Source organism: Mesorhizobium sp. U510, assembly GCF_059180695.1.
In genome coordinates this window covers 171,982-195,268 of record NZ_CP180532.1, presented here as the reverse complement: position 1 = coordinate 195,268, position 23,287 = coordinate 171,982, and the positions used below count along the sequence as shown (strand labels likewise).

Sequence of the window (23,287 nt, the reverse complement as noted above, 5' to 3'; positions counted from 1 at the left end):
GGCTTTACTGTACCGTCTGGACGGTCTTGTCAATTGGGCCTAAGCTTGCGAAGGGAGGCGCCATGAGAGCCCGACGACCGAACTCGCGCGAGAAGATACTCGCGGCGGCGGCTGACGTTGCCCGGGAATCCGGGCCCGGCAGCCTGTCGCTGGATGCCGTCGCCAGCCGCGCTGGCGTGTCGAAGGGTGGGTTGCTCTACAATTTTCCGACCAAGGCCAAATTGATGCAGGGGCTGGTCGAAGGCTATCTGCGCGACTTCGAGCAGGCGCTGGAGACCGCCAACAGCAACGACGATGGCAAAAATCCGCTCGCCGTCTACATCAGGCTGTCGGCCGATGATTGCGAGGAAAAGCGCCCCTCGGCCTCGTGGATCTTTTCGGCGATCGCCGAAGATCCCGATTTCATGACGCCGATAAAGACATTCAAGCGGCAGCTTTTCGAACGGCTGAAGGGCGAAACATCAGACCTCAAATCGCTGCTGGTCTGTTACCTCGCCATCGAGGGGCTGCGCAGCATGAACCTTTTCGATTCCGACGTGCTGTCGAAGGACGAGCGGGAACTGCTGGTGGCGTCCTTGCTGGAAATCGCCGGTTCGCCCGATGCGGCGCAAGCCCCCGCGACGTAATCCTGAAAGCCTTCAGCCGGCAGGCACCGGTTTTTCCGGGTCAGACTCAAAAAGCCTTGCCGGTGTCAGGGTCGAAGAGCCGCAGCGCGTCCTCGCTGAAGGCGAAGCTTGCCGCCTGACCTTTCGCGACGCGGGACGCCGGCGGCAGGCAGGCCGTCAGCCGTTGTGTGCCGATCCGTGCGGTGGTGACCAGTTCGGGACCGGTCAATTCGACGACTTCAATTTCCACCGGCACTGACGGCGCGGCCGCATCCGCCGCGACCCGCAGTGCTTCGGGCCTGATGCCGGCCACAACCCGCGCTCCGTCCTGGACCGCGTCGCGGAAACGGGCGGGCAAGGGCAGGCTCGCCTTGGCGCCATCGATGGCCAGCGTGGTCCCTTGAACCGTCGCCTGCAGCATGTTCATCGACGGTGCGCCGACAAAGCCGGCGACATAGAGCGTTGCCGGCTCGTTGTAGATCTCCTCGGGCGTGCCGAGCTGCTCGATCCTGCCGTCGCGCATCACCGCGATGCGGCTCGCCAGCGTCATTGCCTCGATCTGGTCGTGGGTGACGTAGACGACGGTGGTCTGCAGCATCTGGTGCAGGCGCTTCAGCTCGGTGCGCATTTCCAGGCGCAGCTTGGCGTCGAGATTGGACAAAGGCTCGTCGAAAAGGAAAACCTGCGGCTTGCGCACCAGCGCCCTGCCGATGGCGACGCGCTGGCGCTGGCCGCCGGAAAGCTGGCTCGGCTTGCGGTCGAGCAGGGCTTCGATTTGCAGCAGTCTTGCCGCCTCGGCCACCGCCTTTTCGCGCTCGTCGGCGGCGACGCCGCGCATCTCCAGCCCGAAGCCGATGTTGCGGCGCACGGTCAGGTTCGGATAGAGCGCGTAGGACTGGAAGACCATGGCGATGTCGCGGTTCTTGGGGTGAACGCCAAGGATCGAGCGGCCGCCGATCAGCACGTCGCCACTCGTCGCTTCGGCGAGGCCGGCGATGATGTTGAGAAGCGTCGACTTTCCGCAACCCGACGAGCCGAGCAGCACCAGGAATTCGCCGCTCTGCAGTGCGATGTCGATGCCTTTCAGCGTTTCGACGCTGCCGTAATTCTTGCGGACGTTGCGGATTTCAAGCGCGCTCATGCGTGGCTTCCCTTGGATGCATCGGTTCGCCGTAGTTACGGGGCAAGGTTGATATGGCGCGCGACGCCACCCGCGTCGCGGCTGCAAGCGAGGCGGTCAGTGTCTGGTCCTGCGCCAGTGCGGCCAGGAAGGCCGCATTGAAAACATCGCCGGCGCCGATGGTGTCGATGACCTTGACGTCGGGCGCGGTCGCCGTGACCAGCGCTCCGCCCGGGCCGATGGCGATCGCCCCTTCGGGGCCGCGCTTGACGACGGCGGTCGCGCCCTTCTTCATGCTGGACTGGATTTGCCGCGCGGCCTCGACCGGATCGGGCAGGCCGGCCAGGGTCACGGTCTCCACCTCGTTGAACAGAGCAAGGTCGCAGCGCGCGAGCCAGGTGCGCGCCGCCTTGCAGTTCGCTGGGGTCCAGCCTTCAAGCGGCCAACCGGTGTCCAGCGCCACCGCTATGTCGTGCCCGTTCGCCCAGTGGAAGAACGCTTCGTAGTCGCGGGTGAGGTCATCGGTGAGGAAGGAGCCGCACAGCAACGCATAGCCGCCGGCGAGGCGCTTGCCGTCGAGCACCGAAAATACGTCGGCAAGGCTGAAGCGGGGCAGGTGGCCGCGCGTGGTGAAAAACGTCCTTTCGCCGTCGGGATGGGTCATGCCGACCGAAAGCGTCGTGCTCTCCGGGCGCACCGGCCATTTGTAGGCGCGGCTGCCGAACGCCTCGCGCAGCCAGCGGCCGAACTGATCGTCGCCGACATTGGCGGCGATCTCGAAATCAATGCCCAACGCCTGCCAGGCGAGCCCGGTGTTGCCGGCCTGTCCGCCAACGCGCAGATCGTCGTGATCGACGACGGTTTCGGTGCCTGCCTTCGGCCATGGCGCGACCGGGCCGACAATCAGGTCGACATTGACATTGCCGATCACCGCGAGCGGACGCATCACTCGCTCCTGGTGATCTTGGTCGAGCGCACGGGCGTACCGGCATTGTCGACGCGACTGTCGGCGAAGGCGATCATCAGGCGCTGTGCCACCGGCAGCATGGCGAAGATCGCGGCGAGACCCGAAGCCGGCTTGAACGAGAGCGTGACGGCGCCCGCGACCGGCGATTGCCCGGAAGCGTCGAAGATGATCAGCGGCGCGCCGGCCTCGACCACGGAAAGGGCCATCGCCGTCACCAGTTCCGCTGTCGGATCGTTGCCGCGAAACAGGATGATTCCGATTTTTGGGCCGAGCATCTCCATCGGTCCGTGCCGCAACTGGCCGCCTTCGAGCGAGAAGCAGGGCAGCCGCGACAGTTCGGTGAGGCCGAGCGCCAGCGCCTCGGCGACGCCCTGCAGGCGGCGGCCGGAGGTGACGATGGTCGTTACCTCCTCCAGCGCTGCGAGCGCTTGCGTGATGTCGTTGTCCTGCTTCTGATCCAGTGCGCCAAGAGCGGCACTTGGGTCCTCACCCAACGCAGCCAGGATGGCCAGATGCAAGGCGAAGGTCACGGTCAGGCTGCGGGTGGCGGCGAAGGCCAGTTCGGTGCCGCCGGCGCCGACCAGGCAAGGCGCGGTGCGGGCGAGAAAGGAGCCGCCCTCGAGCGTCAGGCCGAAAATATCAGTAGTGCTTCCGGCTTCCGCAAACCACCTGACGACCTCCGCGCTCTCGCCGGACTGCGAGGTGACGAGCACCGTCTTGCCGTCCAGCGGCACCGGCTGGCCGAGCTGTTCCGAGAGCGGCAGTGCCAGCGCATCGATGCCGAGCGCGCGATAAAGCGGTTCGACGGCGCGGCCGACGGCATGCGAACCGCCCATGCCGAGCAGCAGCAGCCGGCCGGTCTTCCTGATCGAGGCGGCGACGATTGCCGCCATGGCAGCGTTGTTCTCGAACGAAGCACGCGCATCCGCATGCTGGCGCGCCATCTCGTGGTCGATGGCGACCAGTCCGGCCGGTCTAGATCTCGTTGCAGTCATCGTCATCCTTTCACACCGCCGCTGGTCAGGCCCGAGATCAGCGCCCGCTGCATGACGAGGCCAATCAGTACCGGCGGCAAAGCGGCCAGCACGCCGGCGGTGGCGATCAGCCCGTAGTCGGAAACACGGCCGCCGGCCAAATCGGCGATGGCGACGGTCAAGGTCTTGGCGCGCTGGTCGGAGGTGAACAGCAGCGCATAGAAGAATTCGTCCCAGGCAAGCAGCACGGCAAACAGCGCCGATGTCGCCATGACCGGCGCCGCCAGCGGCAGAGTGATGATGCGCAAGGTCTGGAACAGGCCGGCGCCGTCGATCATCGCCGCCGCCTCGATCTCGCGCGGAATCGAGTCAAAACCGGATTTCATCAGCCAGGTGGTGAAGGGCGCCAATATGGTCAGGTAGACCAGCGCCAGGCCGAAGACATTGTTGAGCAGGCCGAGATGCGACAGGCCCATATAGAGCGGCACGGCGAGCGCCACCGGCGGCAGCATGTAGGTGGCGATGACCATCGACAGCGACCAGCCGATCGCCGGCGTGCGCGAGACCGCCCAGCCGGCGGGGATGGCCAGGGCGAGTGCGGCCAGCGTCGCCATGCCAGCGATCTCCAGGCTGTTGCGCAGCGACGAGGTGAAGGCGGCGCCGGCGCTGTTTTCGGTGGTCGACAGCAATGTCTGGTAGCGCGAGAAGTCGGCCGCCTGCGGCCACCAGCGCAGCGGCTTGGCAGCAAGGTCGGCGGCCGGCGAAATGCTCATGATGAACAGCCAGGCGATCGGCGCCAGGATGATGGCGGCGAGCAGCAGCGCGCAGGCATAGATGAAGATGGTGAAGGCGGGGCTTTTGCGTTCCATCAGGCGGCACTCCCGGCGGTCGTCCTGACCAGCGCCGCATAGGCGACGGCGAGCACGGTGACGAGCAAGGTGACGATCAGCGCCAGCGACGCGCCGGAGCCGGCGCGCTGGAAGGAGAAAGCCTCCTGGTAGACAAGGATCGACAGCGTGCGCGTGCTGTTTGCCGGGCCGCCGCGGGTCATCACCCAGATGATGTCGAAGACCTTGAAGGCCTCGATGGTGCGCAACACCAGCGCCACCATAAGCGGGCCGGCGAGATAGGGCAGTATGACGAAGCGGAAGCGGTTGAACGGCCCCGCGCCATCGACAAGCGAGGCGGCGGTGATATCGCGCGGCACCGCCTGCAAGGCGGCGAGCGCGATCAACGCCACCAGCGGAAAGTTCTTCCAGCAGTCGGCGACGATCAGGGCCACCAGCGCTGTTCCCGGCTCACCCAGCCAGGAGCGGTAGGCGTCGATGAGATTGAGTTGCGTCAAGGCGGCGTTCAGCGCGCCATATTCGGGATTGTAGATCAGCCGCCACAGCGTGGCGTTGACCACGGTCGGCAATGCCCAGGGCAGGATCATCAGGGCGCGCAGGATGGCCCGACCGTGGAACTGCTGATTGAGCAGCAACGCGGCGAGAACGCCGATCACCATTTCGGCGGCAACGGAAATGACGGCGAACAGCGTCGTGGTGACCAGCGTGCGCGAAAAATTCGAGCTCGACAGCATGTTGGTGTAATTGTCGAAGCCGACGTAATTGCCGCCGGTGCCGACCAGCTTGGCGTCGGTGAAGGAAAGACCGACCGTATCGACCAGCGGCCAGCCGATGACGGCGACCATGACCACGAGCAGCGGCAGCATCAGCAACCAGGCACGGGTCGTCATCCAGGTGCTCGACATCGGAGCAACCTCTCCCTAGCGATCTTGGTTTCAGACATAGCACGGGCGGCACTCGCGCATGACCCCGGAAGTCGGAACCGACTTCCGGAAAGGATCATGCGCAAGATCAGAAGCGCTACAGCGTCCTTTGCGCGTCCAAGGGACGCGCGGCGCTGTAGTGCCGCCCGCAACTGGAGAAAAGTGCTTAGAGGCCGCTGTTCTTGGCGGCCGTGGTCAAGGCATCCTCAGGCGAGGACTGGCCGAGCAGCGATTCCTGGATCGCCTGCTGCAGCGCGGTCGACAGTTCCTGGTATTTCGGCGTGGTCGGACGCGGATACATGGCGGCAAGACCCTGCTTGGCGGCGGCGATCAGCTCTTCCTGGCCCTTGGTGACGGCCGGGTCGTCATAGGACGAGGCCCAGATCGGCAGCGACAGCTTGGCATACTGGTTCTGCGTCGCCTGCGAGGTCATGTATTCGATGTATTTCCAGGCTTCGTCCGGATGCTTCGAGACCGCGGTGACGCCGAGGCCCATCGAACCGTTGACGGCCGACACCTCGCTGATGCCGGTGACGCCCAGTGCCGGCACGACGCCGACCTTGCCCGCCACCTTCGAGTCCTTCGGGTCGTTGGCCATGTTGTACATGTAGGTCCAGTTCAGCGCGAAGGCGGCATCGCCGTTTTCGAAGACCTTGCGCACGTCTTCTTCCAGGAATTCCTTGGAATTCGGGTTGGTGAGGCCGGACTTGTAGCTGTCGACCATGTATTTCAGCGCCGAGAGGCCGCCGCCATTCTGGAAGTCCGGCTTGCCGTCCTTGAGGAAGTCGCCGCCATAGGCGCTGACCAGCGTGGTGTAGTCGCAAATCGCGGCCTCGGCCTGCGACCAGCTCCAGGCGATCGGCGTCTTCAGCAGGCCCTTGTCCTGTATGATCTTGGCCTGTGCGCCAAGCTCTTCCCAAGTCTTCGGCGGTGTCTTGATGCCGGCCTTCTCCAGGATGTCCTTGTTGTAGAACAGATATTTGGTGTCGAGGATCCACGGCATGCCGTAGTATTTGCCGTCGTACTGGACCGTGGTCCAGGCGCCGGGCAGCACACCCTTCTTCATGTCGTCGGTGATCTTCGACGAGACGTCGACCAGCACCTTGTTGGTGGCGTATTCGGCCGGCCAGATGACGTCGAACAGCACGACGTCGTAGCCGCCGCCCGACCCCTGGGCCAGCACGGTCTTGTCGTGCAGGCCTTCATAGGGAACGAATTCGAGATTGACCTTGACGTCCGGATTGGCCTTGGTGAAGGCGTCCGTCATGGCGCGCACATCGGCCTCGCTGTAGGCGGCCTGCGCCATGAACAGCGCATTGAGCGTCGTTTCGGCGAAAGCGTGAGGGACGAGCAGTCCTCCGGCGAAGACCGCGCCGACCAGTGTTTTGGTGATTGTCTTAAGCATCTTCTTCTCCCATTTCCGGCGTTGACGGGTCGGCGATGCGGGCGTTTCGCTTCGCCTTCCCGGGTCCATGTCGCGTGACCTGATGCTTACCCGGCCGACCAGTGGCGACAGGCGGAAGGCCTTGGCCATCTTGTTTTGGGACATTCGGTTTGCATTAAGTCAACTCGCTTGACTTAATTAGTCGATCAATATTCTAATGGAGTCAAGAGGGGAAAAGCCGGTGGATGACATCAGCCCGATCCGCGCCAAAAGCGGCACCAATCAGGAAGGCACCAGCGCACACAACCGCCGGGTCATGATCGAGGCGCTACGCCTAAATGGCGCCCTGTCGCGGGCCGACCTGGCGCGGGCGACGCAGCTCACCAAGCAGGCGGTCTCCAACATCATCGAGGATCTCGAAAGCGACGGCCTGGTCGTCGCGCTGGACGCGGTGCGCAAGGGCAGGGGGCAGCCGTCTACCCCTTACAGGCTGGTGCCCGAAGGCGCCTTCGCCATCGGCCTGCATATCGACCGCCATCTGACGCGCGCGGTGGCCGTCGACCTGATGGGCAGCGTGCTGGCGCGGGCCGAGGCGAACCTGCCTTTCGATGAGCCGTCGAAGGGCGTCGAGATCATCCTGAAGCTGATTGCAGGTGTGCGCCGTGACCTGGCCGGCATTTCCGCGCAGTCGGAAAAACGGCTGGTCGGTCTCGGCGTTGCCATGCCCGGTCCTTTCGGACTGAAGGATTCGGACGACAAATGGATGATGCCGGCCTGGCAGAAGTTTCCGCTGCTGGAGACGCTGGCCAAAGGCACGGGGCTGAATGTCGGCCTGCAGAACGATGCCGCCGCCTGCGCCACTGCCGAACGTATCGTCGGCGCGGCGCACGGCGTCGACCACGCGGTTTGTCTCTATGTCGGCTACGGCATCGGCGCCGGGCTGATCCTCAATGGCGAACTCTATAGCGGCGGCCATGGCAATGCCGGCGAAATCGGCATGGCGCTGCTGGCGCCGGCTGGCCCAGGCTCGACGCCGCTCGAGCACCGCGCCTCGCTGGCCTCGCTCTACCAGCATCTCGACCTCAATCCGGCGGACAGCGATATCTACGAACAGATAAACGCCCTGGTGCTGGCCGAGGATACGAAGATGATGGCCTGGATCGACGGGGCCGCGCATGATCTGCGCTGGAGCGTGCATCTCATCGAGACGATCTTCGATCCGCAGACTGTGATCCTGACCAGCGGTGCGCCGGAAGCGCTGGCGCGCCGGCTCGTCGAGGCGATGCACCCGCTGCTGCCGTCGATCGCCGACCGGCCCGGGCGGAATTTGCCGCGCCTGCAGCTCGGCACCACCGACCCCTGGTCGATCGCGCTCGGTGCGGCCGCGGCGCCGATCAGCCGCGCCTTCGATCCGCTGTTCTCGGCGATCCTAAAGACGCGTTCCGCTCCGGCATAGGAGCTCCCGAGGCCGAAGCGTCTCGGCGTCACACAGGGTTCATCGTGCGGACATAGCGTCTTTCCCAGTTCTTTGCTGCAATGCAATAGGAGTGGGACATGGTGGACATAGTTTCTAGTGAGGCGGGCATTCCGAGACCGGATCATCCGCTGCACAGTTCGGGCGGCGCGACGTGGTTTCTGCCGGCCTTCGGCGTGCTGGTGCTGGTCGGCGTGGTCTATGTCGGCTACGCGCTGAGCCAGGACCTGGCGGTGGCCAAGACCGTGCCGTGGATCCTGCTCGGCATCGCCTTGCTGATCGCGCTCGGCTTCGAATTCGTCAACGGCTTCCACGATACGGCCAATGCGGTGGCGACCGTCATCTACACGCGCTCCCTGCCGGCCGAATTCGCCGTCATGTGGTCGGGCGTCTTCAATTTCCTCGGCGTTCTCACCTCCAGCGGCGCGGTCGCCTTCGGCATCCTGTCTCTGCTGCCGGTCGAGCTGATCCTGCAGGTCGGCTCCTCCTCCGGCTTTGCCATGGTGTTCGCGCTGCTCGTCGCCGCCATCCTGTGGAACCTCGGCACCTGGTTCCTCGGCCTGCCGGCTTCGAGCTCGCACACGATGGTCGGCTCGATCATCGGCGTCGGCCTCGCCAACCAGTTCATGGCGCCGTCCGGCAGCGCCACCAGCGGCGTCGACTGGTCGCAGGCGACCAATGTCGGCGTGACCTTGCTGGTGTCGCCGATCATCGGCTTCTTCGCCGCCGCGGTCCTGCTCTATGCGATGAAGCTGCTCGTGCGCAATCCGGCGCTCTACGAGGCACCGAAGGGCAACACGCCGCCGCCTTGGTGGATCCGCGGCCTGCTGATCTTCACCTGCACCGGCGTCAGCTTCGCGCATGGCTCCAATGACGGACAGAAGGGCATGGGCCTGATCATGCTGATCCTGATCGGCGTGGTGCCGACGGCCTATGCGCTGAACCGCACGCCCGACATCAACTATCTCGAAGCCTACAAGTCGGCTTCGGCCAATGTTGAAACGGCGCTTGGCAAATATGCGAAGCCTGGTGTCACCGTCACGGATGCCAAGGATGCCAAGGCAGCCGTCCAGGATGCCGTGCGCACCCGCAGCTGGAGCGACAAGACTACGGTCGCCTTGCAGACCTATATCCACAACACGACGGCTGGACTGCAGCCCTATGCGTCGGTCGACAATGTACCGACCGATCTGGTCAGCAACGCCCGCAACGACATCTATCTGATCGGCGAGGCGCTCAAGCTGATCGACAAGAAGCAACTGCTGCCGATGCAGGCCGCCGATCTCAAGGCGGTGACCGACTACCACAAGGCCGTCGACAATGCGACGAAGTTCATCCCGCTCTGGGTGAAGATCGCGGTGGCGCTGGCGCTGGGTCTCGGCACCATGGTCGGCTGGAAACGCATCGTCGTCACTGTCGGCGAGAAGATCGGCAAGAGCCACCTGACCTATGGCCAGGGTGCGGCGGCCGAACTCGTCGCCATGGTGACCATCGGCATGGCCGACCGGCTCGGCCTGCCGGTTTCGACCACCCATGTGCTGTCGTCGGGCGTCGCCGGAACGATGGCCGCCAATGGCTCGGGCCTGCAGTGGTCGACGGTGCGCAACCTGCTGCTGGCCTGGGTGTTGACCCTGCCGTGCTCGATCGCGCTTGCCTTCGTGCTGTTCATCGTCTTCCGCCAGGTGTTCTGAGCGGAGCGCAGTGCACTACGCAAAAACGGCGCCGCTTGCGGCGCCGTTTTCGTTTGGGGTCTCAGAGGATAGAGGAAAAGTCCCGGCCTCTACGCTGGCCTGTCGATTTCAGGTCGGGTCTTCGCGATGCAGATCGTGGATGGTGACGCCGTCAGCATTGGCCGGCATGGTCAGCCATTTGCGATGGCGCAAGGTGCGCTGCGTGTCTTCCAGGCCGGTCTCCCAATGCTCGCGCATCGAGGTGCCGGAGAACTCGTAGTCCTTGGCGTGACCTTCATAGCCCTTGTGCTGGTAGATCAGGTGCACGATGTTGACCAGGCCGGCATCCGAATAGTCCGCGATCAGCGCTTCTTCCGCCGGTGTCAGCTGCTCCTTGGGTACGCGCTTGAGCGCATCGAGCAGGCGCATCTTCAGGCCATGGATGCGCTTGAAATTGTCGGTGTTCTGGCGCGTGCGGCTGGAATACATGATGTCCTTGTGGCGCGACTGCACGTCCGGCATGCTGCGCGGCAGCACACCGCGCGCGCTGAACAGGTCGACCTGGAACACCAGCGACGAACGGTCCTCTTCCTGGTCGAGCAGATATTGCAGCGGCGTGTTGGAGACGATGCCGCCGTCCCAATAGTACTCGCCTTCGATGCGGACCGACGGAAAGGCCGGCGGCAGCGCGCCGCTGGCCATGATGTGCTCGGGTCCGATGCGGACCTTGTCGGTATCGAAATAGACGAAGTTGCCGGTGCGGACGTTGACCGCGCCGACGCTCAGCCGCTTCTTGCCGTCGTTCAGCACATCGAAGTCGATCAGGCTTTCAAGCGTGTCTTTCAGCTCGGCGGTGTCGTAGAAGCTGGTGGCGCCCTCGGCACCCTGCGGCTCGAACCATGGGTTAGGGTTGCGCGGCTTGAAGAAGCCGGGCTGGCCCATGGTCATCGTCATCCAGGACGAGGTACGGTTGCGGATGTCGCGGTAGATGTCGCCTTCGGGCGTGTAGCTCCAGATCTTGCGGCCCGAGATCGTCTGCCAGAACTGTTCGAGCCGCTGCAGGCGGCGGCTGGGTTCATTGCCGGCGATGATCGAGGCGTTGATGGCGCCGATCGACACGCCGGACAGCCAGCTCGGCTCGCAGCCGGCATCGGCCAACGCCTGGTAGACGCCGGCCTGGTATGCGCCGAGCGCGCCGCCGCCCTGGAACACCAAAGCGATGCGGTCATATTGCGCCGAAATCTCCGCGATCGTGGCGGCGGCTTCCTTGTTTCGGTGGCGTTCAAGCACGAATTTTCTCCGGCTGGGTTGTGCTGGTTGCGAGCCGGCTGCGATCACTGAGATAGTCGTGGACGACCTCGCCCAACCCAAGCGTCAAATCGGCCTTGAAGTGGACTGCGGAGACGATGTCGAGCACCGGCAGCTTCGCCACGTCGGCCATGACGTGGGGCCGCAGGTCCAGTGCCGCCGGCGCCGTCCAGGCCTCCTTCAGCATGATGTCGGTGAGATAATAGCGCACCAGCTCGCAGATACGCGGCGTGCCGTCGACATGCGGGATGATCTTGATCAGGAAATTGGGCGCGGCGAGCGATGCGAGCACGGAATCGTGATCGGCTTCCCGGTGTTTGTAGCCCATCGTGCCGGTGGCGCACAGGACGCTGCCATAATGCAGCGTGCCGACGATCACCTCGCCTTCGTGGACGATCTTGGGATTGGCCAGTTTCTTCGGAAAGCCCCACAGCTCGCGGCCGCCGGCAATCGGCGCGTCGTCGTCGAGATACATCGAGTGGACGTAACCGCCATGCTGGCCCTTGTGCTTCACCGGAATGACCTGGCCGGTCTCGGTGTAGTCGCCGAATCCGGTGGAGTCAGGCATGCGGATGAATTCATACTTGACCAGCGGTTCGTCGATTTCCAGGGGCGCCGGCACCACGGCCTCCAGCGCCTCGCGTGTCGTGCGATAGGTGATGATGATGTATTCGCGGTCGAAGAAACGGTAGGGACCGGGCGGGAAGGACGGGTTGGTCAGCGGCATCGCATAGGCGCGCTTCACGACATCGGCGATTTCCAAGCTGCACCCCCAAGGTTCCGTCGGATGAATTTCGTTCAGGAATAACCGCGCGAATGCGCAGCCGATTATGTTGCACGGCACCATGACAGTGCCGTGTCAGGCAAGCGACCGTGGTTTCGCAGCGGACGGGGTCGTGCCGGCGCTGCCGTCTGGCTGTAATCGCACCGACATATGGCTCTGTCATTGTCATGTTGCGACGCACAATTATATGCTCTCATTCCCTCCCTCCTCTCGCGAGATCACCATGGGTTCCCTGTCTTCGAAGAATTCCCTCGTCACCGGCTCGACCAGCGGTATCGGCCTGGCCATTGCCCGCGCCTTCGCCGCCGAGGGCGCCAACGTCACCATCAATGGTCTTGGCGACCCTTCGGCCATCGAGCAGGAGCGCTTGGGCATCGAGAGGGATTTCGGCGTCAAATGCCGCTACTCCGACGCCAACATGATGGATGGGGCGGCGGTGAGCGCCATGGTGCATGATGCCGAGGCGGCGTTCGGCAGCCTCGATATCCTGGTCAACAATGCCGGCATCCAGCACGTCGCGCCGATCGAGGAGTTTCCCGACGACAAATGGGAAGCCATCATCCGCATCAATCTTCTGGCGGCCTTCTATGCCATCAAGGCTGCGGTGCCGGGCATGAAGGCGCGCAAATGGGGCCGCATCATCAACACGGCTTCGGCGCACGCGCTGGTCGCCTCGCCGTTCAAGTCGGCCTATGTGTCGGCCAAGCATGGCATTGCAGGGCTGACCAAGACGGTGGCGCTGGAAGTCGCGCAGGACGGCATCACGGTCAACGCCATCGCGCCCGGCTATGTCTGGACGCCGCTGGTCGAGAAGCAGATCCCCGACACGATGAAGGCGCGCGGCATGACCGAGGAACAGGTCAAGCATGACGTGCTGCTCGCCGCACAGCCGACGAAGGAATTCGTCACCGTGGAGGAACTTGCGGCGTTGACACTGTTCCTATGCTCGGATGCGGCTAGGCAGATCACCGGCACGACCCTGCCGATGGACGGCGGCTGGACGGCGCAGTAGAGGGGGCAATCGAGGCGTTGCGTTTTCTGATTGGCGCCACGCGGCGCCGGCGGGAAGGGTACGGTCAGGTCCATGAAAATCATCCAGCTCTCCGATCCGCATCTGATGACGCCGGGTGGCCTGCTCTACGGCTCCGATCCGCTGGCAAGGCTGGACGCCTGCCTTGCTGACATCGGCCAGAACCACGCCGATGCCGAAATGGTGGTGATCTCGGGCGACCTGACCAATGATGGCGAGCGCGCCGCCTATGCGGCGTTGCGCGACAGGCTGGCGCGATTTTCGCAGCCCTGCCGGCTCATGCTCGGCAACCATGACGACCGGGCGCTTTTCCTCGAAATGTTCCCCGATGCCGCCGCCGAGCAGGGGTTCGTGCAGAGCGTGTTCGATGGCACAGAGGGCAGGCTGATCCTGCTCGACACGCTGGACAGCGGCCATGTCGAGGGCAGGCTGTGCGCCGCGCGGCTCGAATGGCTCGATGAACGGCTGCGAGAGGCGGGGTACCGGCCGGTCCTCCTGTTCATGCACCACCCGCCGTTCCGGATACACATGCCAGTGCTCGACGAGGTCAGGCTTGCCGACGCCGATACCTTCCATGACATGCTGTCGCGCCATGGCAATGTCCGCCACATTTTCGCCGGCCACGTCCATCGGCCGATCGCCGGCAGCTGGCGCGGCATTCCCGTCAGCACGCTGCGCAGCACCAACCACCAGACCGCCCTCGATTTTTCGCAGCGCTGGAGCCTGGGTCACGAGCCGCCCGCCTATGCGGTGATCTTCATCGATGCCGAGGGGGTGATCGCGCATTTCCACGATCTTCCCGTCGCCGGATAATGTGCCGCCAACAGAGGGGGACAAGGACGCGATAGCGCCATCGCGCCATGTCTTTCTTCGTGTTTTAGGAGCATCTTGTGCAACCGTAGAGCAATCATGCGCGCCGAGAGTGCCATGCCCAGCGACACTGAGGAAGCATCGCCGATCTCGTTCTATGAGGTTATGACCGCCGAGGCGTCGGTTGTTACACGGCGCCGGGAACTGGTTGCGGCCAGACGCGCACCGGACATCAAGACCGTGAACGGGCCTGTCGCCAAGCCGTCAGCCACCCAAGTCAATGTGGCAGGGGCGGACAAAGAAGACGAACGCGGCAACCTCTATCCCGTGGTCAAGACGGACCGCGACCTGACTGGTCTGGCGTGCTCGGGCGGTGGCATTCGTTCGGCGGCATTTTGCATGGGGGTGCTGCAGGCGCTGGAGTCCATCACAGAAAAGGACCGGCCGAAAGTGTTCGAGAATATCGACTATATGTCGACGGTTTCCGGAGGCGGCTACATCGGCACGTCGCTGGTCGCCGGGTTGATGCAGACCAATGGCGAGTTTCCGTTCACAAGCACGCTCGGCGGTCCTGAAACCCTCGAGACACAGCACATCCGGGACTACTCCAACTATCTGGCGCCGAAGGGAATGATCGATGTCGTCGTCGGCCTCGTTGTGGTGATGCGTGGGCTGCTGATCAATGCGATGATCTTCCTAGCCGCGCTGTTGACGCTCGCCTGGTTGACCATCCTGATCAATCCGACCGAAACGTCGCTGCGGCTACCCATTCTTCACAAGCTGACCCAGAATTCAGGGAACGTGTTCTATTGGTCGATCCTGATGGCAGTGGTCCTGGGACTCGTCCAGATCGGCTATTCGATATTTGCCTTTCGGCCTTCCAGCCGGACCGACCGCATGACGACACTTGTCGAGCGAGAAATGGCCAGCAGGATCTTGGCGCTCTTCTTCATCGTCTGCCTGCTGATCGCCTTCCTCGAGTTTCAAGCCTATGTCCTGGCGGGCTTCTTCGATGCGGCCACGGCGCCAGACGATTGTTCCGAGATCAACTGGGTCGGCTGCATCCTGATCCACGCCCCTACGTCTCTCAAAGGGCTCTGGACCGTGCTTGCCGGCATGTCGGCGGCCCTTGCTGCCTTCGGCAACAAGCTGATTGCCGTAGCGGCGGCCTCGAAGAGCGACGATTCGTGGACCGGGACGGCCAGGCATCTTGCCTCAAAGATACTGCTCTACTGTCTGGCAATGGTCGTGCCGATATTGCTGTGGTGCATCTATCTGGGGCTTTCCTATGCGGGGATCGGCGCTGGAGACACGGTCATTGGAAACACCAGGATGACCTATGCGGTTCTGGCCGGTGTGCTCATCGTCCTGTCGTTGCTGGTGACACCCAACGCGAATTCCCTCCACGGATACTATCGGGACCGCTTGAGCAGGGCGTTTCTCTGGCGCCTGGACAAGCTGAAAGAGAGTGCCAGGAACGAGCTTGCCGAAAAGAGCCACATCCTTGCTGATTTGAGAAAGCGGCTGAAAGACAGGCAGGCTCGGAAACGGTCAACCGATGTCGATCAGTTCAAGTTGACTTCGCTCAAGCCCGGATCTCCGGGAAAGTGGGCCGATTCCGTCTGGTTCTCGCCGTACCTGCTCATCAACACTGCGGTCAATCTGGAGGGATCGCCCTATCTCGGTCGCCGTGGTCGCAGCGCCGATTCCTTCGTCTTCAGTCCCATCTACACCGGCAGCCAGGCCACTGGCTATGCCGCGACGATCTCGCTCGAGCGCGCTGACCGCAATCTCAATCTCGGCACGGCAATGGCCATCTCCGGCGCGGCGGCGTCGGCCAATATGGGCGCAAATACGATCCGGATCCTGACGTTCAGCCTTGCCGCACTGAATGTCCGCCTGGGGTACTGGCTTCCAAATCCGCGATTTCTCCGCGGTCGTACCGGCCTGCGGCGATTGCTGGCTAATATCGCACCCTGGTACTTTGCCAAGGAGGCGATTGGCAGGGTCGATGAACTGACGAGCAACGTCTACCTGACGGATGGCGGCCATTTCGACAATCTAGGCCTGTATGAACTGCTGAAACGGCGCTGCAAGGTCATCGTCGTTGCCGACGCGGAAGCGGACCCGACGCTCGACTTCAACTCGCTTATCCGGGTCGAACGCTACGCGCGAATTGATCTCGGCATCCTCATAGATCTGCCATGGTCCGAACTGCGTCGCTCCAATGCCCTGGCGACCGAGGACAGTCTTGTCAACGCCTCGACCGACGAGGCGCGGTTCCAGGGGCCGCACGTGGCGATCGGTCGTATCGACTATGGCGGAAACGAGCACGGTGTCCTGATCTACATCAAGTCCTGCATGAGCGGCGACGAGAGCGACATGATCCGCGATTATCGAAGACGGTATCCGCAGTTCCCGCACCAAACCACCCTGGATCAGTTCTTCAACGAGGAACAGTTCGAGGTCTATCGCGCACTTGGCTTCCACGCGACCCGCAATTTCTTCACCGGCAAGGATCATTTCGCCAGCTTGAAGAGCTGCCCGGTTCCGGACTGGCCGGGCGCTGTGGGGAAGGCACTGACCGAACTCAACGTGCCTGGCGACGCCGTGGAGAAGATCGTGCAGCGCCAGCAGGATGCGATGATATAGCGCCGCCATGGGCGACCGGCCCGGCGATGCGTTCGATGTCGCCGCATGACGATCCCCCGCGCGTTCCATCACGCAGCCGAGAACCTCGTGAGCCCTGTCGATCGAGAGCCCTGCCGCATCGCCGGTCGGCTGATCCCCTGAAAGCACGGAGTTGCGCGGAGGCGACAGGTCCTGGTCCGGTTCGCCGCTGGAAAGGGCTCCGGAAGGAGGTGCTGGAAAGTTCCCAAAAGCACACAGTTTTGGACATTAGTCTTGACAGAAATACAGATGTTCAATACCCGTCAGGCGAATGAACAAGCCTGCAATGTGGGAGGAATGAGCGGTATGGCTTCCAATATTTCGTTGACGGGCCTTGCCCGCGATCTCGATGAGCGCGGCAAGTCGGGCAAGCCCATCCGCATCGGCCTGATCGGCTCCGGCGAGATGGGAACCGATATCGTCACCCGCGTCGCCCATATGTCCGGTATCGAGATCGGCGCGATCTCGGAACTGAACCTGCCGGCCGCCAGCAAGGCGGTGGACATCGCCTTCCAGGAAACCGGCCATGCGCGTGAAGTGTCGAACGCTTCGGCGATGACAGCTGCCATGGAGGCCGGCAAGGTGGCGGTCACCAATGACGCCAGCCTGGTCATCAACAATGATCTGATCGACGTGGTCATCGACGCGACCGGCGTCCCCGCCGTCGGCGCCGAAATCGGCCTGCGCGCCATGGAACACGGCAAGCATCTGGTGATGATGAATGTCGAGGCCGACGTCACCATCGGCGCCTATTTGAAGAGTGAGGCCGACCGGCTCGGCGTCACCTATTCGCTGGGCGCCGGCGACGAGCCGTCCTCCTGCATGGAGCTGATCGAATTCGTCTCGGCCATGGGCCATCCGATCGTTGCCGCTGGCAAGGGCAAAAACAATCCGCTCAACATCGACGCCACGCCGCCCGCCTATGAGGAAGAGGCCAAGCGCCGGCATATGAATGTGCGCATGCTGGTCGAATTCGTCGATGGTTCGAAGACCATGGTCGAGATGGCGGCGATCGCCAATGCCACCGGGCTGGTGCCCGACAAGGCCGGCATGCACGGCCCGGCGGCGACGCTCGGCGAGCTCTCGAAAGTGCTGGTGCCCGAAAAGGACGGCGGCGTGCTGTCCAGGGTCGGCGTCGTCGACTACTCGATCGGCAAGGGTGTGGCGCCCGGCGTCTTCGTCGTCGCCGACATGTCACATCCGCGCATTTCGGAGCGCATGGAAGATCTGAAGATGGGCAAGGGTCCGTATTTCACCTTCCACCGCCCCTATCACCTGACCTCGCTCGAAGTGCCGCTGACCTGCGCCCGCGTCGTGCTCTACGGCAAGGCCGACATGGTGCCGCTGGCCAAGCCCGTTGCCGAAGTCGCCGCCGTGGCCAAGAAGGACATGCAGCCGGGCGAGAAGCTCGATGCGATCGGCGAATATTGCTACCGCGCCTGGATCATGACGGCGCCCGAAGCCCATGCCGCCAAGGCCATTCCTTGCGGTCTGCTGCAGGGCGGCTCGGTCACCGCGCCGATCAAGAAGGGCGAGCTCATCACCTATGCCAATGCCGCCCCGGCTCGGGGCTCCAAGATCGCCGAACTGCGCGCCCGCCAGGACAAGCTCGTCTACGGAACCGCGGGAGCCTGATCATGGCCGGAGCCAGCAAAGCCGTCGCGGACAGTCGCGCCAACCTGCCTTTTGTCTATCGCCAGTACAGCGCCGAGCAGCTCAAGCAGGTGCTCTACAAGATGTACCTCATCCGCCGCTTCGAAGAGGGCGCCGAGGAAAGCTACATGCGCGGCCTGATCCACGGCACCATGCACCTGTCGATCGGCCAGGAAGCCAGCGCCATGGGCATCTGCATGCCGCTTGGCGAGGATGACCAGATCACCTCGACGCATCGCGGCCATGGCCATTGCATCGCCAAAGGCGCCGAGGTGAAGCGCATGTTCGCCGAGTTCTTCGGCAAGACCACGGGCTACTGCAAGGGCCGTGGCGGCTCGATGCACATTGCCGATGTCGCCAAGGGCAACCTCGGCGCCAACGGCATTGTCGGCGGCGGCATTCCGATCGCCGTCGGGGCGGCACTCTCCTCCAAGATGATGAAGACCGGCAAGGTCGTCGTCTCCTTCTTCGGCGACGGCGCCAACAATGAAGGCGCCTTCCACGAGGCGCTCAACATGGCGGCGGTCTGGAAGCTGCCGGTCATTTTCGTCTGCGAGAACAATGGCTACGGCATGTCGACCTCGACCGCCCGTTCCACCGCGGTCAAGAACATCGCCGACCGCGCCGCCGCCTATTCGATGCCCGGTGTCATCGTCAACGGCAACATCTTCTCGGAAGTCGCCGAGGCCTCCTACAAGGCCGTCGAGCGCGCCCGCGCCGGCGAGGGGCCGACGTTGATCGAATCCAAGACCTACCGCCATCGCGGCCATTCCAAGAGCGACCGCAACCGCTATCGCACCAAGGAAGAGATCGAGGACTGGATGTCGAACCGCGACCCGATCACGCTGTTCGAGAACGAGCTGCGCGAATTCGGCTTTATCGACGACGAGGGCATCGAGGCCATTCGCAGTGGGGTGGCGCAGGAGATCGCCGACGGCATCGAGTTCGCCAAGGTGAGCCCGTCGCCTGACGTCAGCGAGACCGGAAATTACGTGTATACGGAGCAGGCGTGATGGACGCGATGGTGCGTGAACTGAGCTACGCCCAGGCGATCCAGGAAGCCATGGCGATCGCCATGGACATGGACGAACGCGTCTTCCTGATGGGCGAGGATATCGGCGTCTATGGCGGCGCCTTCCAGGTGACCGGCGATCTGGTCGAGCGCTATGGTACCGAGCGAGTGATCGACACGCCGATCTCGGAACTGGGCGGCGCGGGCGTGGCGGTGGGTGCGGCGCTCACCGGCATGCGGCCGATCTTCGAATTCCAGTTTTCCGATTTCGCCACGCTCGCCATGGAGCAGATCGTCAACCAGGCGGCCAAGATGCGCTTCATGCTGGGCGGCGAGGTTTCGGTTCCCGTGGTGATGCGCTTTCCCGCCGGCTCGGGCACGGGTGCGGCGGCCCAGCACAGCCAGAGCCTGGAAGCCTGGCTCGGCCACGTGCCAGGGCTCAAGGTCATCCAGCCGGCGACGCCCTATGATGCCAAGGGCATGCTTTTGGCGGCGGTCGCCGATCCCGATCCGGTGATGATCTTCGAGCACAAGCTGCTCTACAAGATGAAGGGACCGGTGCCCGAAGGCTATTACACGGTGCCGATCGGCAAGGCCGACATCCGCCGCGAAGGCCGCGACCTCACCATCGTCGCCACCTCGATCATGGTGCAGAAGGCGCTCGACGCCGCCGCCACGCTGGAAGCCGAAGGCATCGACGTCGAAGTCGTCGATCTCCGCACCATCCGGCCGATGGACAAGCAGACCGTCATCGACAGCGTCAAGAAGACGTCGCGGCTGATGTGCGTCTACGAAGCGGTCAAGACGCTGGGCATCGGCGCCGAGGTCAGCGCGATGATCGCCGAGAGCGAGGCGTTCGACTATCTCGATGCGCCGATCGTGCGGCTGGGCGGCGCCGAGACGCCGATCCCCTACAATCCGGAGCTCGAAAAAGCCACGGTGCCGCAGGTTCCCGACATCATCACCGCCGCGCGCGACCTCGTCAAAGGGGTTCGCTGAGACATGCCGACCGAAGTCATTCTTCCCAAGGTCGACATGGACATGGCGACCGGACAGATCTCGCGCTGGTTCGCCGAGGAAGGCGCCCAGGTCAAGAAGGGCGACGTGCTATTCGAGATCGAGACCGACAAGGCGGCGATGGAGATCGATGCGCCGGCCAGCGGCGTGCTGCGCGACGTCACCGGCAAGGAAGGCGTCGACATTCCCGTTGGCGCGCCGGTTGCGTGGATTTATGCCGATGGCGAGGCCTATGCGGCCAAGCAAGACGCGGCGCCAATCTCCCCCCTTGTGGGGGAGATGTCGGCGAAGGCGGCAGAGGGCGGCGCTGTCCCGCCAACGTCGCATTCTGTCACGCCCCCCTCTGCCCTGCCGGGCATCTCCCCCACAAGGGGGGAGATCGGCCAATCGCCGTCAGGCATACGCGCGACACCGCTTGCCCGACGTTTGGCCCGTGAGGCAGGTCTTGCCCTTGCCAGCATCATCGGCACCGGCCCTTATGGCCGCGTGGTCAAGGCGGACATTGACGCGGCGGTTGCCGGCGGCGCGAAGGCTGCACCCGAAGCCGAGGTCGTGCCCACCGCTGCGCCAGCAACGCCGGCTGCTTCTGCCCCTGCAGTGAAGGCGATGTCGGACGACCAAGTGCTGAAGTTGTTCGAGCAAGGCTCCTACGAACTCGTCCCGCACGACAATATGCGCAAGACGATTGCGCGGCGGCTGGTCGAGGCCAAGTCCACCATCCCGCATTTCTATCTGACGCTCGACTGCGAACTCGACGCATTGCTGGCGCTGCGCACGCAGATCAATGCCGCCGCCCCGATGAAGAAAACCGACAAGGGCGAGGCTCCCGCCTACAAGCTGTCGGTCAACGACATGGTCATCAAGGCGATGGCGATGGCCTTGATGGCTGTGCCGGATGCCAATGCCTCGTGGACCGAAAGCGCCATGGTCAAGCACAAGCATGCCGATGTCGGCGTTGCCGTCTCGATCCCCGGTGGCCTGATCACGCCGATCATTCGGCATGCGGACGAAAAGACGCTGTCGACCATCTCCAACGAGATGAAGGACCTGGCCAGCCGCGCGCGCAGCCGCAAGCTGAAGCCGGAGGAGTATCAGGGCGGCACCACGGCCGTATCCAACCTTGGCATGTTCGGCATCAAGGACTTCGCCGCCGTCATCAACCCGCCGCATGCGACGATCCTGGCGGTCGGCGCGGGTGAGGAGCGGGCTGTGGTCAAGAATGGCGAGATCAAAATCGCCACCGTGATGTCGGTGACCTTGTCGACCGACCATCGCGCCGTGGACGGAGCGCTCGGCGCCGAACTTCTGGTCGCCTTCAAGCGGCTGATCGAGAACCCGATGGGCATGCTGGTCTAGCTTCTTGTTGTAAGCCGGTGCCAAACGTTACGCCGGCTTACGACAGAAAACGACTTGTCAGGCGCCGACCCTTGACCCATCTTCCCCAGTGGATCGCGACCAAGGGAGGCCAAAATGCCTGCATTCGACCCGTCTGACGTCAAAACCTTGTTCGGCAAGGTCATGGGTGCCTCGCCGTCCGACATCAAGCTGGTGGCGCAGCGCCTGCACGACCATGCCTTCGAGCCGCGCATGTCGGCGGAGGAGACCAGGCAGCTTGTCGCTGACCTGGGCTATGACAGCCTCGATGCGTTCTGTGCCGATATCGGCCTGCCCGCTCATATCGCCGAGCGCTGGAGCCGTTTTGGCGTTTCCGGTGAGATGAAACAGGTGTTCACCCTTTTGGCGGCCCAGCGCAAGCGGGTGGCCGAGGCGATCGCCGAATTCGAATCCATGACCCATGTCGGCGTCGAGGATTATTTGCGCGAACGCGGCCTCATCTAAGGTGTATCTATATTCGGGTGAGGTCGGCCTGCAAATGGCAGGACCTCAACCGCCCTTGGCCAGCAGTGCAGTCGCCGTGTCGCTGTCGGTGATTAGCACATTGGTGCTGACCGCCTTGAGTGCGGCCAGGATCGCCGCCACCTTGCGTTTTCCGCCGGCGGCCAGCACGACATTCGGCACCTGGCTCACCACATCGAGACCGATGGCCATGACGCGCCCGTTGACCTCATGGTCGACCAGCCGGCCGGCGGCATCGACGAAGTAGCACAGCATGTTGGCGACCGCGCCTTTCGCCTTCAATGGCGCGATCAGCGATGACGGCACGATCCCGTGGCGAAAGATGGTGGCGTCCGCGGACATGTCGCCGACGGTGAGCAGTGCGATGTCGGCGGCCGCCGCCCGCTGGCGTACGTCCTGCAGGGTCGGCTGCGCCCACAGGAGGTCGCGAAGCGCGGGATCGTCAACCATCACCGGCGCGGTGATCTGGTAGGAGTCGACCTCGAAGACATCGGCGACCTTGGCGGCGACGATCGACGGGTTGATCCACTGCGAATGCGGCAGGCTGCCGACGAGCGCCACCACCGAGGCGCGCCTCAGCTGCTGGCGGGCGAGGAAGCCCAGGCTTGCATGCAGTGTCGCGCCGCCGCCGATCGCCAGCGTCATGCCGTCGTGCATCTGCTCGCCGAGATAGGCCGCCACGGCATGGCCGATCGCCTTTTCCAGATGCTCATGCGCCGAGGGTGTCGGGATGACCACCGCGGCGTCGAGGCCCCAGCGCTTTTCCAGTTCCCGCTCGAGCGCAACCTGTCCGGCGGTCGGTGCGTTGATCATGGTGACCACGATGCCTTCGGCGGTGCAGGCAGCCAGCGTGCGCATGACCTTCACGCGGGAGACATCGAGCTTCTCGGCGATCTGTTCCTGCGTGAAGCCCTCGACATAGTAGAGCCAGGCCGTCTTGACGTTGAGATCGGACGACGCCATCGGCAGGCGGGCCGGTGTGGGTTTTTCCGTGGGCATCTGTTCTCGTCCCTCATCAGCCATGGCCGACCGCGTCGTCCTCATCGGAGAAACGCCGGCCGGATGTCAACCGGATGCCGGTTTCAGCCAAGCCGATTGTTGCACATCTCTGATCATTTGTAATTGACAATGTACAAATGAACATATTTTGTGGGTTTCACGCGCAGTGTCATCCACCAGTC

General features: G+C 63.6%; 20 protein-coding genes. 11 read left to right on the top strand and 9 right to left on the bottom strand.

Annotated elements, in window-relative coordinates:
• Window positions 1-62 precede the first annotated feature (62 nt).
• Complete coding sequence (locus ACLGL5_RS02745) at window positions 63-626, top strand: TetR/AcrR family transcriptional regulator (protein WP_038650055.1); 564 nt, start codon at window positions 63-65, stop codon at window positions 624-626.
• A 46-nt stretch (window positions 627-672) separates the two neighbouring features.
• On the opposite strand, the gene ACLGL5_RS02740 is transcribed toward ACLGL5_RS02745, so the two are convergent.
• The 6 genes from ACLGL5_RS02740 to ACLGL5_RS02715 form a co-directional block, all read right to left on the bottom strand.
• Window positions 673-1,746, bottom strand: a complete 1,074-nt coding sequence (locus tag ACLGL5_RS02740; RefSeq protein WP_064981063.1) for an ABC transporter ATP-binding protein — start codon at window positions 1,744-1,746, stop codon at window positions 673-675.
• On the bottom strand, window positions 1,733-2,671 hold the full coding sequence (locus ACLGL5_RS02735; protein ID WP_069090290.1) for a PfkB family carbohydrate kinase: 939 nt from the start codon (window positions 2,669-2,671) through the stop codon (window positions 1,733-1,735). Before ACLGL5_RS02735 ends, ACLGL5_RS02740 begins: the two co-directional genes overlap by 14 nt.
• Window positions 2,671-3,693, bottom strand: a complete 1,023-nt coding sequence (locus ACLGL5_RS02730) for an SIS domain-containing protein (RefSeq protein WP_069090289.1) — start codon at window positions 3,691-3,693, stop codon at window positions 2,671-2,673. The genes ACLGL5_RS02735 and ACLGL5_RS02730 overlap by 1 nt, the downstream gene beginning before the upstream one ends.
• Complete coding sequence (locus ACLGL5_RS02725; RefSeq protein ID WP_069090288.1) at window positions 3,690-4,535, bottom strand: carbohydrate ABC transporter permease; 846 nt, start codon at window positions 4,533-4,535, stop codon at window positions 3,690-3,692. Before ACLGL5_RS02725 ends, ACLGL5_RS02730 begins: the two co-directional genes overlap by 4 nt.
• Window positions 4,535-5,419, bottom strand: coding sequence for a carbohydrate ABC transporter permease (locus ACLGL5_RS02720; protein WP_069090287.1), 885 nt, complete (start codon window positions 5,417-5,419; stop codon window positions 4,535-4,537). Before ACLGL5_RS02720 ends, ACLGL5_RS02725 begins: the two co-directional genes overlap by 1 nt.
• Window positions 5,420-5,603: 184 nt before the next feature.
• On the bottom strand, window positions 5,604-6,842 hold the full coding sequence (locus ACLGL5_RS02715; RefSeq protein WP_069093199.1) for an extracellular solute-binding protein: 1,239 nt from the start codon (window positions 6,840-6,842) through the stop codon (window positions 5,604-5,606).
• A 220-nt stretch (window positions 6,843-7,062) separates the two neighbouring features.
• Here ACLGL5_RS02715 and ACLGL5_RS02710 point away from each other — a divergent pair, with 220 nt between their 5' ends.
• Window positions 7,063-8,277, top strand: a complete 1,215-nt coding sequence (locus ACLGL5_RS02710) for an ROK family transcriptional regulator (protein ID WP_069090286.1) — start codon at window positions 7,063-7,065, stop codon at window positions 8,275-8,277.
• A gap of 98 nt (window positions 8,278-8,375) precedes the next feature.
• The gene (locus ACLGL5_RS02705) at window positions 8,376-9,986 is read left to right on the top strand and encodes an inorganic phosphate transporter (RefSeq protein ID WP_038650037.1); all 1,611 of its coding nucleotides are present in this window, start codon (window positions 8,376-8,378) and stop codon (window positions 9,984-9,986) included.
• A gap of 108 nt (window positions 9,987-10,094) precedes the next feature.
• Here ACLGL5_RS02705 and ACLGL5_RS02700 read toward each other — a convergent pair whose 3' ends face one another.
• Together ACLGL5_RS02700 and ACLGL5_RS02695 are read right to left on the bottom strand one after the other, a co-directional pair.
• Window positions 10,095-11,255, bottom strand: a complete 1,161-nt coding sequence (locus tag ACLGL5_RS02700) for a patatin-like phospholipase family protein (protein WP_069090285.1) — start codon at window positions 11,253-11,255, stop codon at window positions 10,095-10,097.
• Window positions 11,248-12,036 carry an acetoacetate decarboxylase gene (locus tag ACLGL5_RS02695; protein ID WP_069090284.1) on the bottom strand — a complete coding sequence of 263 codons (789 nt, stop codon included), beginning with the start codon at window positions 12,034-12,036 and terminating at the stop codon, window positions 11,248-11,250. Before ACLGL5_RS02695 ends, ACLGL5_RS02700 begins: the two co-directional genes overlap by 8 nt.
• Before the next feature lie 244 nt (window positions 12,037-12,280).
• Between ACLGL5_RS02695 and ACLGL5_RS02690 the strand changes: the two genes are divergently transcribed.
• From ACLGL5_RS02690 to ACLGL5_RS02655, 8 genes are all read left to right on the top strand, one after another.
• On the top strand, window positions 12,281-13,069 hold the full coding sequence (locus ACLGL5_RS02690; RefSeq protein ID WP_069090283.1) for a 3-hydroxybutyrate dehydrogenase: 789 nt from the start codon (window positions 12,281-12,283) through the stop codon (window positions 13,067-13,069).
• Between the two features lie 72 nt (window positions 13,070-13,141).
• Window positions 13,142-13,900, top strand: coding sequence for a phosphodiesterase (locus ACLGL5_RS02685; protein ID WP_069090282.1), 759 nt, complete (start codon window positions 13,142-13,144; stop codon window positions 13,898-13,900).
• A gap of 114 nt (window positions 13,901-14,014) precedes the next feature.
• Window positions 14,015-16,549, top strand: coding sequence for a patatin-like phospholipase family protein (locus ACLGL5_RS02680; protein ID WP_494372863.1), 2,535 nt, complete (start codon window positions 14,015-14,017; stop codon window positions 16,547-16,549).
• Window positions 16,550-16,873: 324 nt separating this feature from the next.
• Entirely contained in the window at window positions 16,874-18,202 is a 1,329-nt protein-coding gene (locus ACLGL5_RS02675) for an NAD(P)H-dependent oxidoreductase (RefSeq protein WP_069090280.1), read from the top strand.
• 2 nt (window positions 18,203-18,204) lie between these two features.
• Window positions 18,205-19,233, top strand: coding sequence for a thiamine pyrophosphate-dependent dehydrogenase E1 component subunit alpha (locus ACLGL5_RS02670; protein ID WP_019861533.1), 1,029 nt, complete (start codon window positions 18,205-18,207; stop codon window positions 19,231-19,233).
• On the top strand, window positions 19,233-20,231 hold the full coding sequence (locus ACLGL5_RS02665) for an alpha-ketoacid dehydrogenase subunit beta (protein ID WP_069090279.1): 999 nt from the start codon (window positions 19,233-19,235) through the stop codon (window positions 20,229-20,231). The genes ACLGL5_RS02670 and ACLGL5_RS02665 overlap by 1 nt, the downstream gene beginning before the upstream one ends.
• Before the next feature lie 3 nt (window positions 20,232-20,234).
• Window positions 20,235-21,605, top strand: a complete 1,371-nt coding sequence (locus ACLGL5_RS02660) for a pyruvate dehydrogenase complex dihydrolipoamide acetyltransferase (protein ID WP_069090278.1) — start codon at window positions 20,235-20,237, stop codon at window positions 21,603-21,605.
• A 114-nt stretch (window positions 21,606-21,719) separates the two neighbouring features.
• Window positions 21,720-22,088, top strand: a complete 369-nt coding sequence (locus ACLGL5_RS02655) for a hypothetical protein (protein ID WP_064981045.1) — start codon at window positions 21,720-21,722, stop codon at window positions 22,086-22,088.
• Between the two features lie 45 nt (window positions 22,089-22,133).
• On the opposite strand, the gene ACLGL5_RS02650 is transcribed toward ACLGL5_RS02655, so the two are convergent.
• Window positions 22,134-23,105, bottom strand: a complete 972-nt coding sequence (locus ACLGL5_RS02650) for a sugar-binding transcriptional regulator (RefSeq protein WP_069090277.1) — start codon at window positions 23,103-23,105, stop codon at window positions 22,134-22,136.
• Window positions 23,106-23,287 lie beyond the last annotated feature (182 nt).

What these genes read in the sequence shown, in the direction of transcription:
- ACLGL5_RS02745 (WP_038650055.1), top strand. Translation starts at nt 63, where the DNA reads ATGAGAGCCCGACGACCGAACTCGCGCGAGAAGATACTCGCGGCGGCG.
- ACLGL5_RS02740 (WP_064981063.1), bottom strand. Translation starts at nt 1,746, where the DNA reads ATGAGCGCGCTTGAAATCCGCAACGTCCGCAAGAATTACGGCAGCGTC.
- ACLGL5_RS02735 (WP_069090290.1), bottom strand. Translation starts at nt 2,671, where the DNA reads ATGCGTCCGCTCGCGGTGATCGGCAATGTCAATGTCGACCTGATTGTC.
- ACLGL5_RS02730 (WP_069090289.1), bottom strand. Translation starts at nt 3,693, where the DNA reads ATGACGATGACTGCAACGAGATCTAGACCGGCCGGACTGGTCGCCATC.
- ACLGL5_RS02725 (WP_069090288.1), bottom strand. Translation starts at nt 4,535, where the DNA reads ATGGAACGCAAAAGCCCCGCCTTCACCATCTTCATCTATGCCTGCGCG.
- ACLGL5_RS02720 (WP_069090287.1), bottom strand. Translation starts at nt 5,419, where the DNA reads ATGTCGAGCACCTGGATGACGACCCGTGCCTGGTTGCTGATGCTGCCG.
- ACLGL5_RS02715 (WP_069093199.1), bottom strand. Translation starts at nt 6,842, where the DNA reads ATGCTTAAGACAATCACCAAAACACTGGTCGGCGCGGTCTTCGCCGGA.
- ACLGL5_RS02705 (WP_038650037.1), top strand. Translation starts at nt 8,376, where the DNA reads ATGGTGGACATAGTTTCTAGTGAGGCGGGCATTCCGAGACCGGATCAT.
- ACLGL5_RS02690 (WP_069090283.1), top strand. Translation starts at nt 12,281, where the DNA reads ATGGGTTCCCTGTCTTCGAAGAATTCCCTCGTCACCGGCTCGACCAGC.
- ACLGL5_RS02685 (WP_069090282.1), top strand. Translation starts at nt 13,142, where the DNA reads ATGAAAATCATCCAGCTCTCCGATCCGCATCTGATGACGCCGGGTGGC.
- ACLGL5_RS02680 (WP_494372863.1), top strand. Translation starts at nt 14,015, where the DNA reads ATGCCCAGCGACACTGAGGAAGCATCGCCGATCTCGTTCTATGAGGTT.
- ACLGL5_RS02675 (WP_069090280.1), top strand. Translation starts at nt 16,874, where the DNA reads ATGGCTTCCAATATTTCGTTGACGGGCCTTGCCCGCGATCTCGATGAG.
- ACLGL5_RS02670 (WP_019861533.1), top strand. Translation starts at nt 18,205, where the DNA reads ATGGCCGGAGCCAGCAAAGCCGTCGCGGACAGTCGCGCCAACCTGCCT.
- ACLGL5_RS02665 (WP_069090279.1), top strand. Translation starts at nt 19,233, where the DNA reads ATGGACGCGATGGTGCGTGAACTGAGCTACGCCCAGGCGATCCAGGAA.
- ACLGL5_RS02660 (WP_069090278.1), top strand. Translation starts at nt 20,235, where the DNA reads ATGCCGACCGAAGTCATTCTTCCCAAGGTCGACATGGACATGGCGACC.
- ACLGL5_RS02655 (WP_064981045.1), top strand. Translation starts at nt 21,720, where the DNA reads ATGCCTGCATTCGACCCGTCTGACGTCAAAACCTTGTTCGGCAAGGTC.
- ACLGL5_RS02650 (WP_069090277.1), bottom strand. Translation starts at nt 23,105, where the DNA reads ATGCCCACGGAAAAACCCACACCGGCCCGCCTGCCGATGGCGTCGTCC.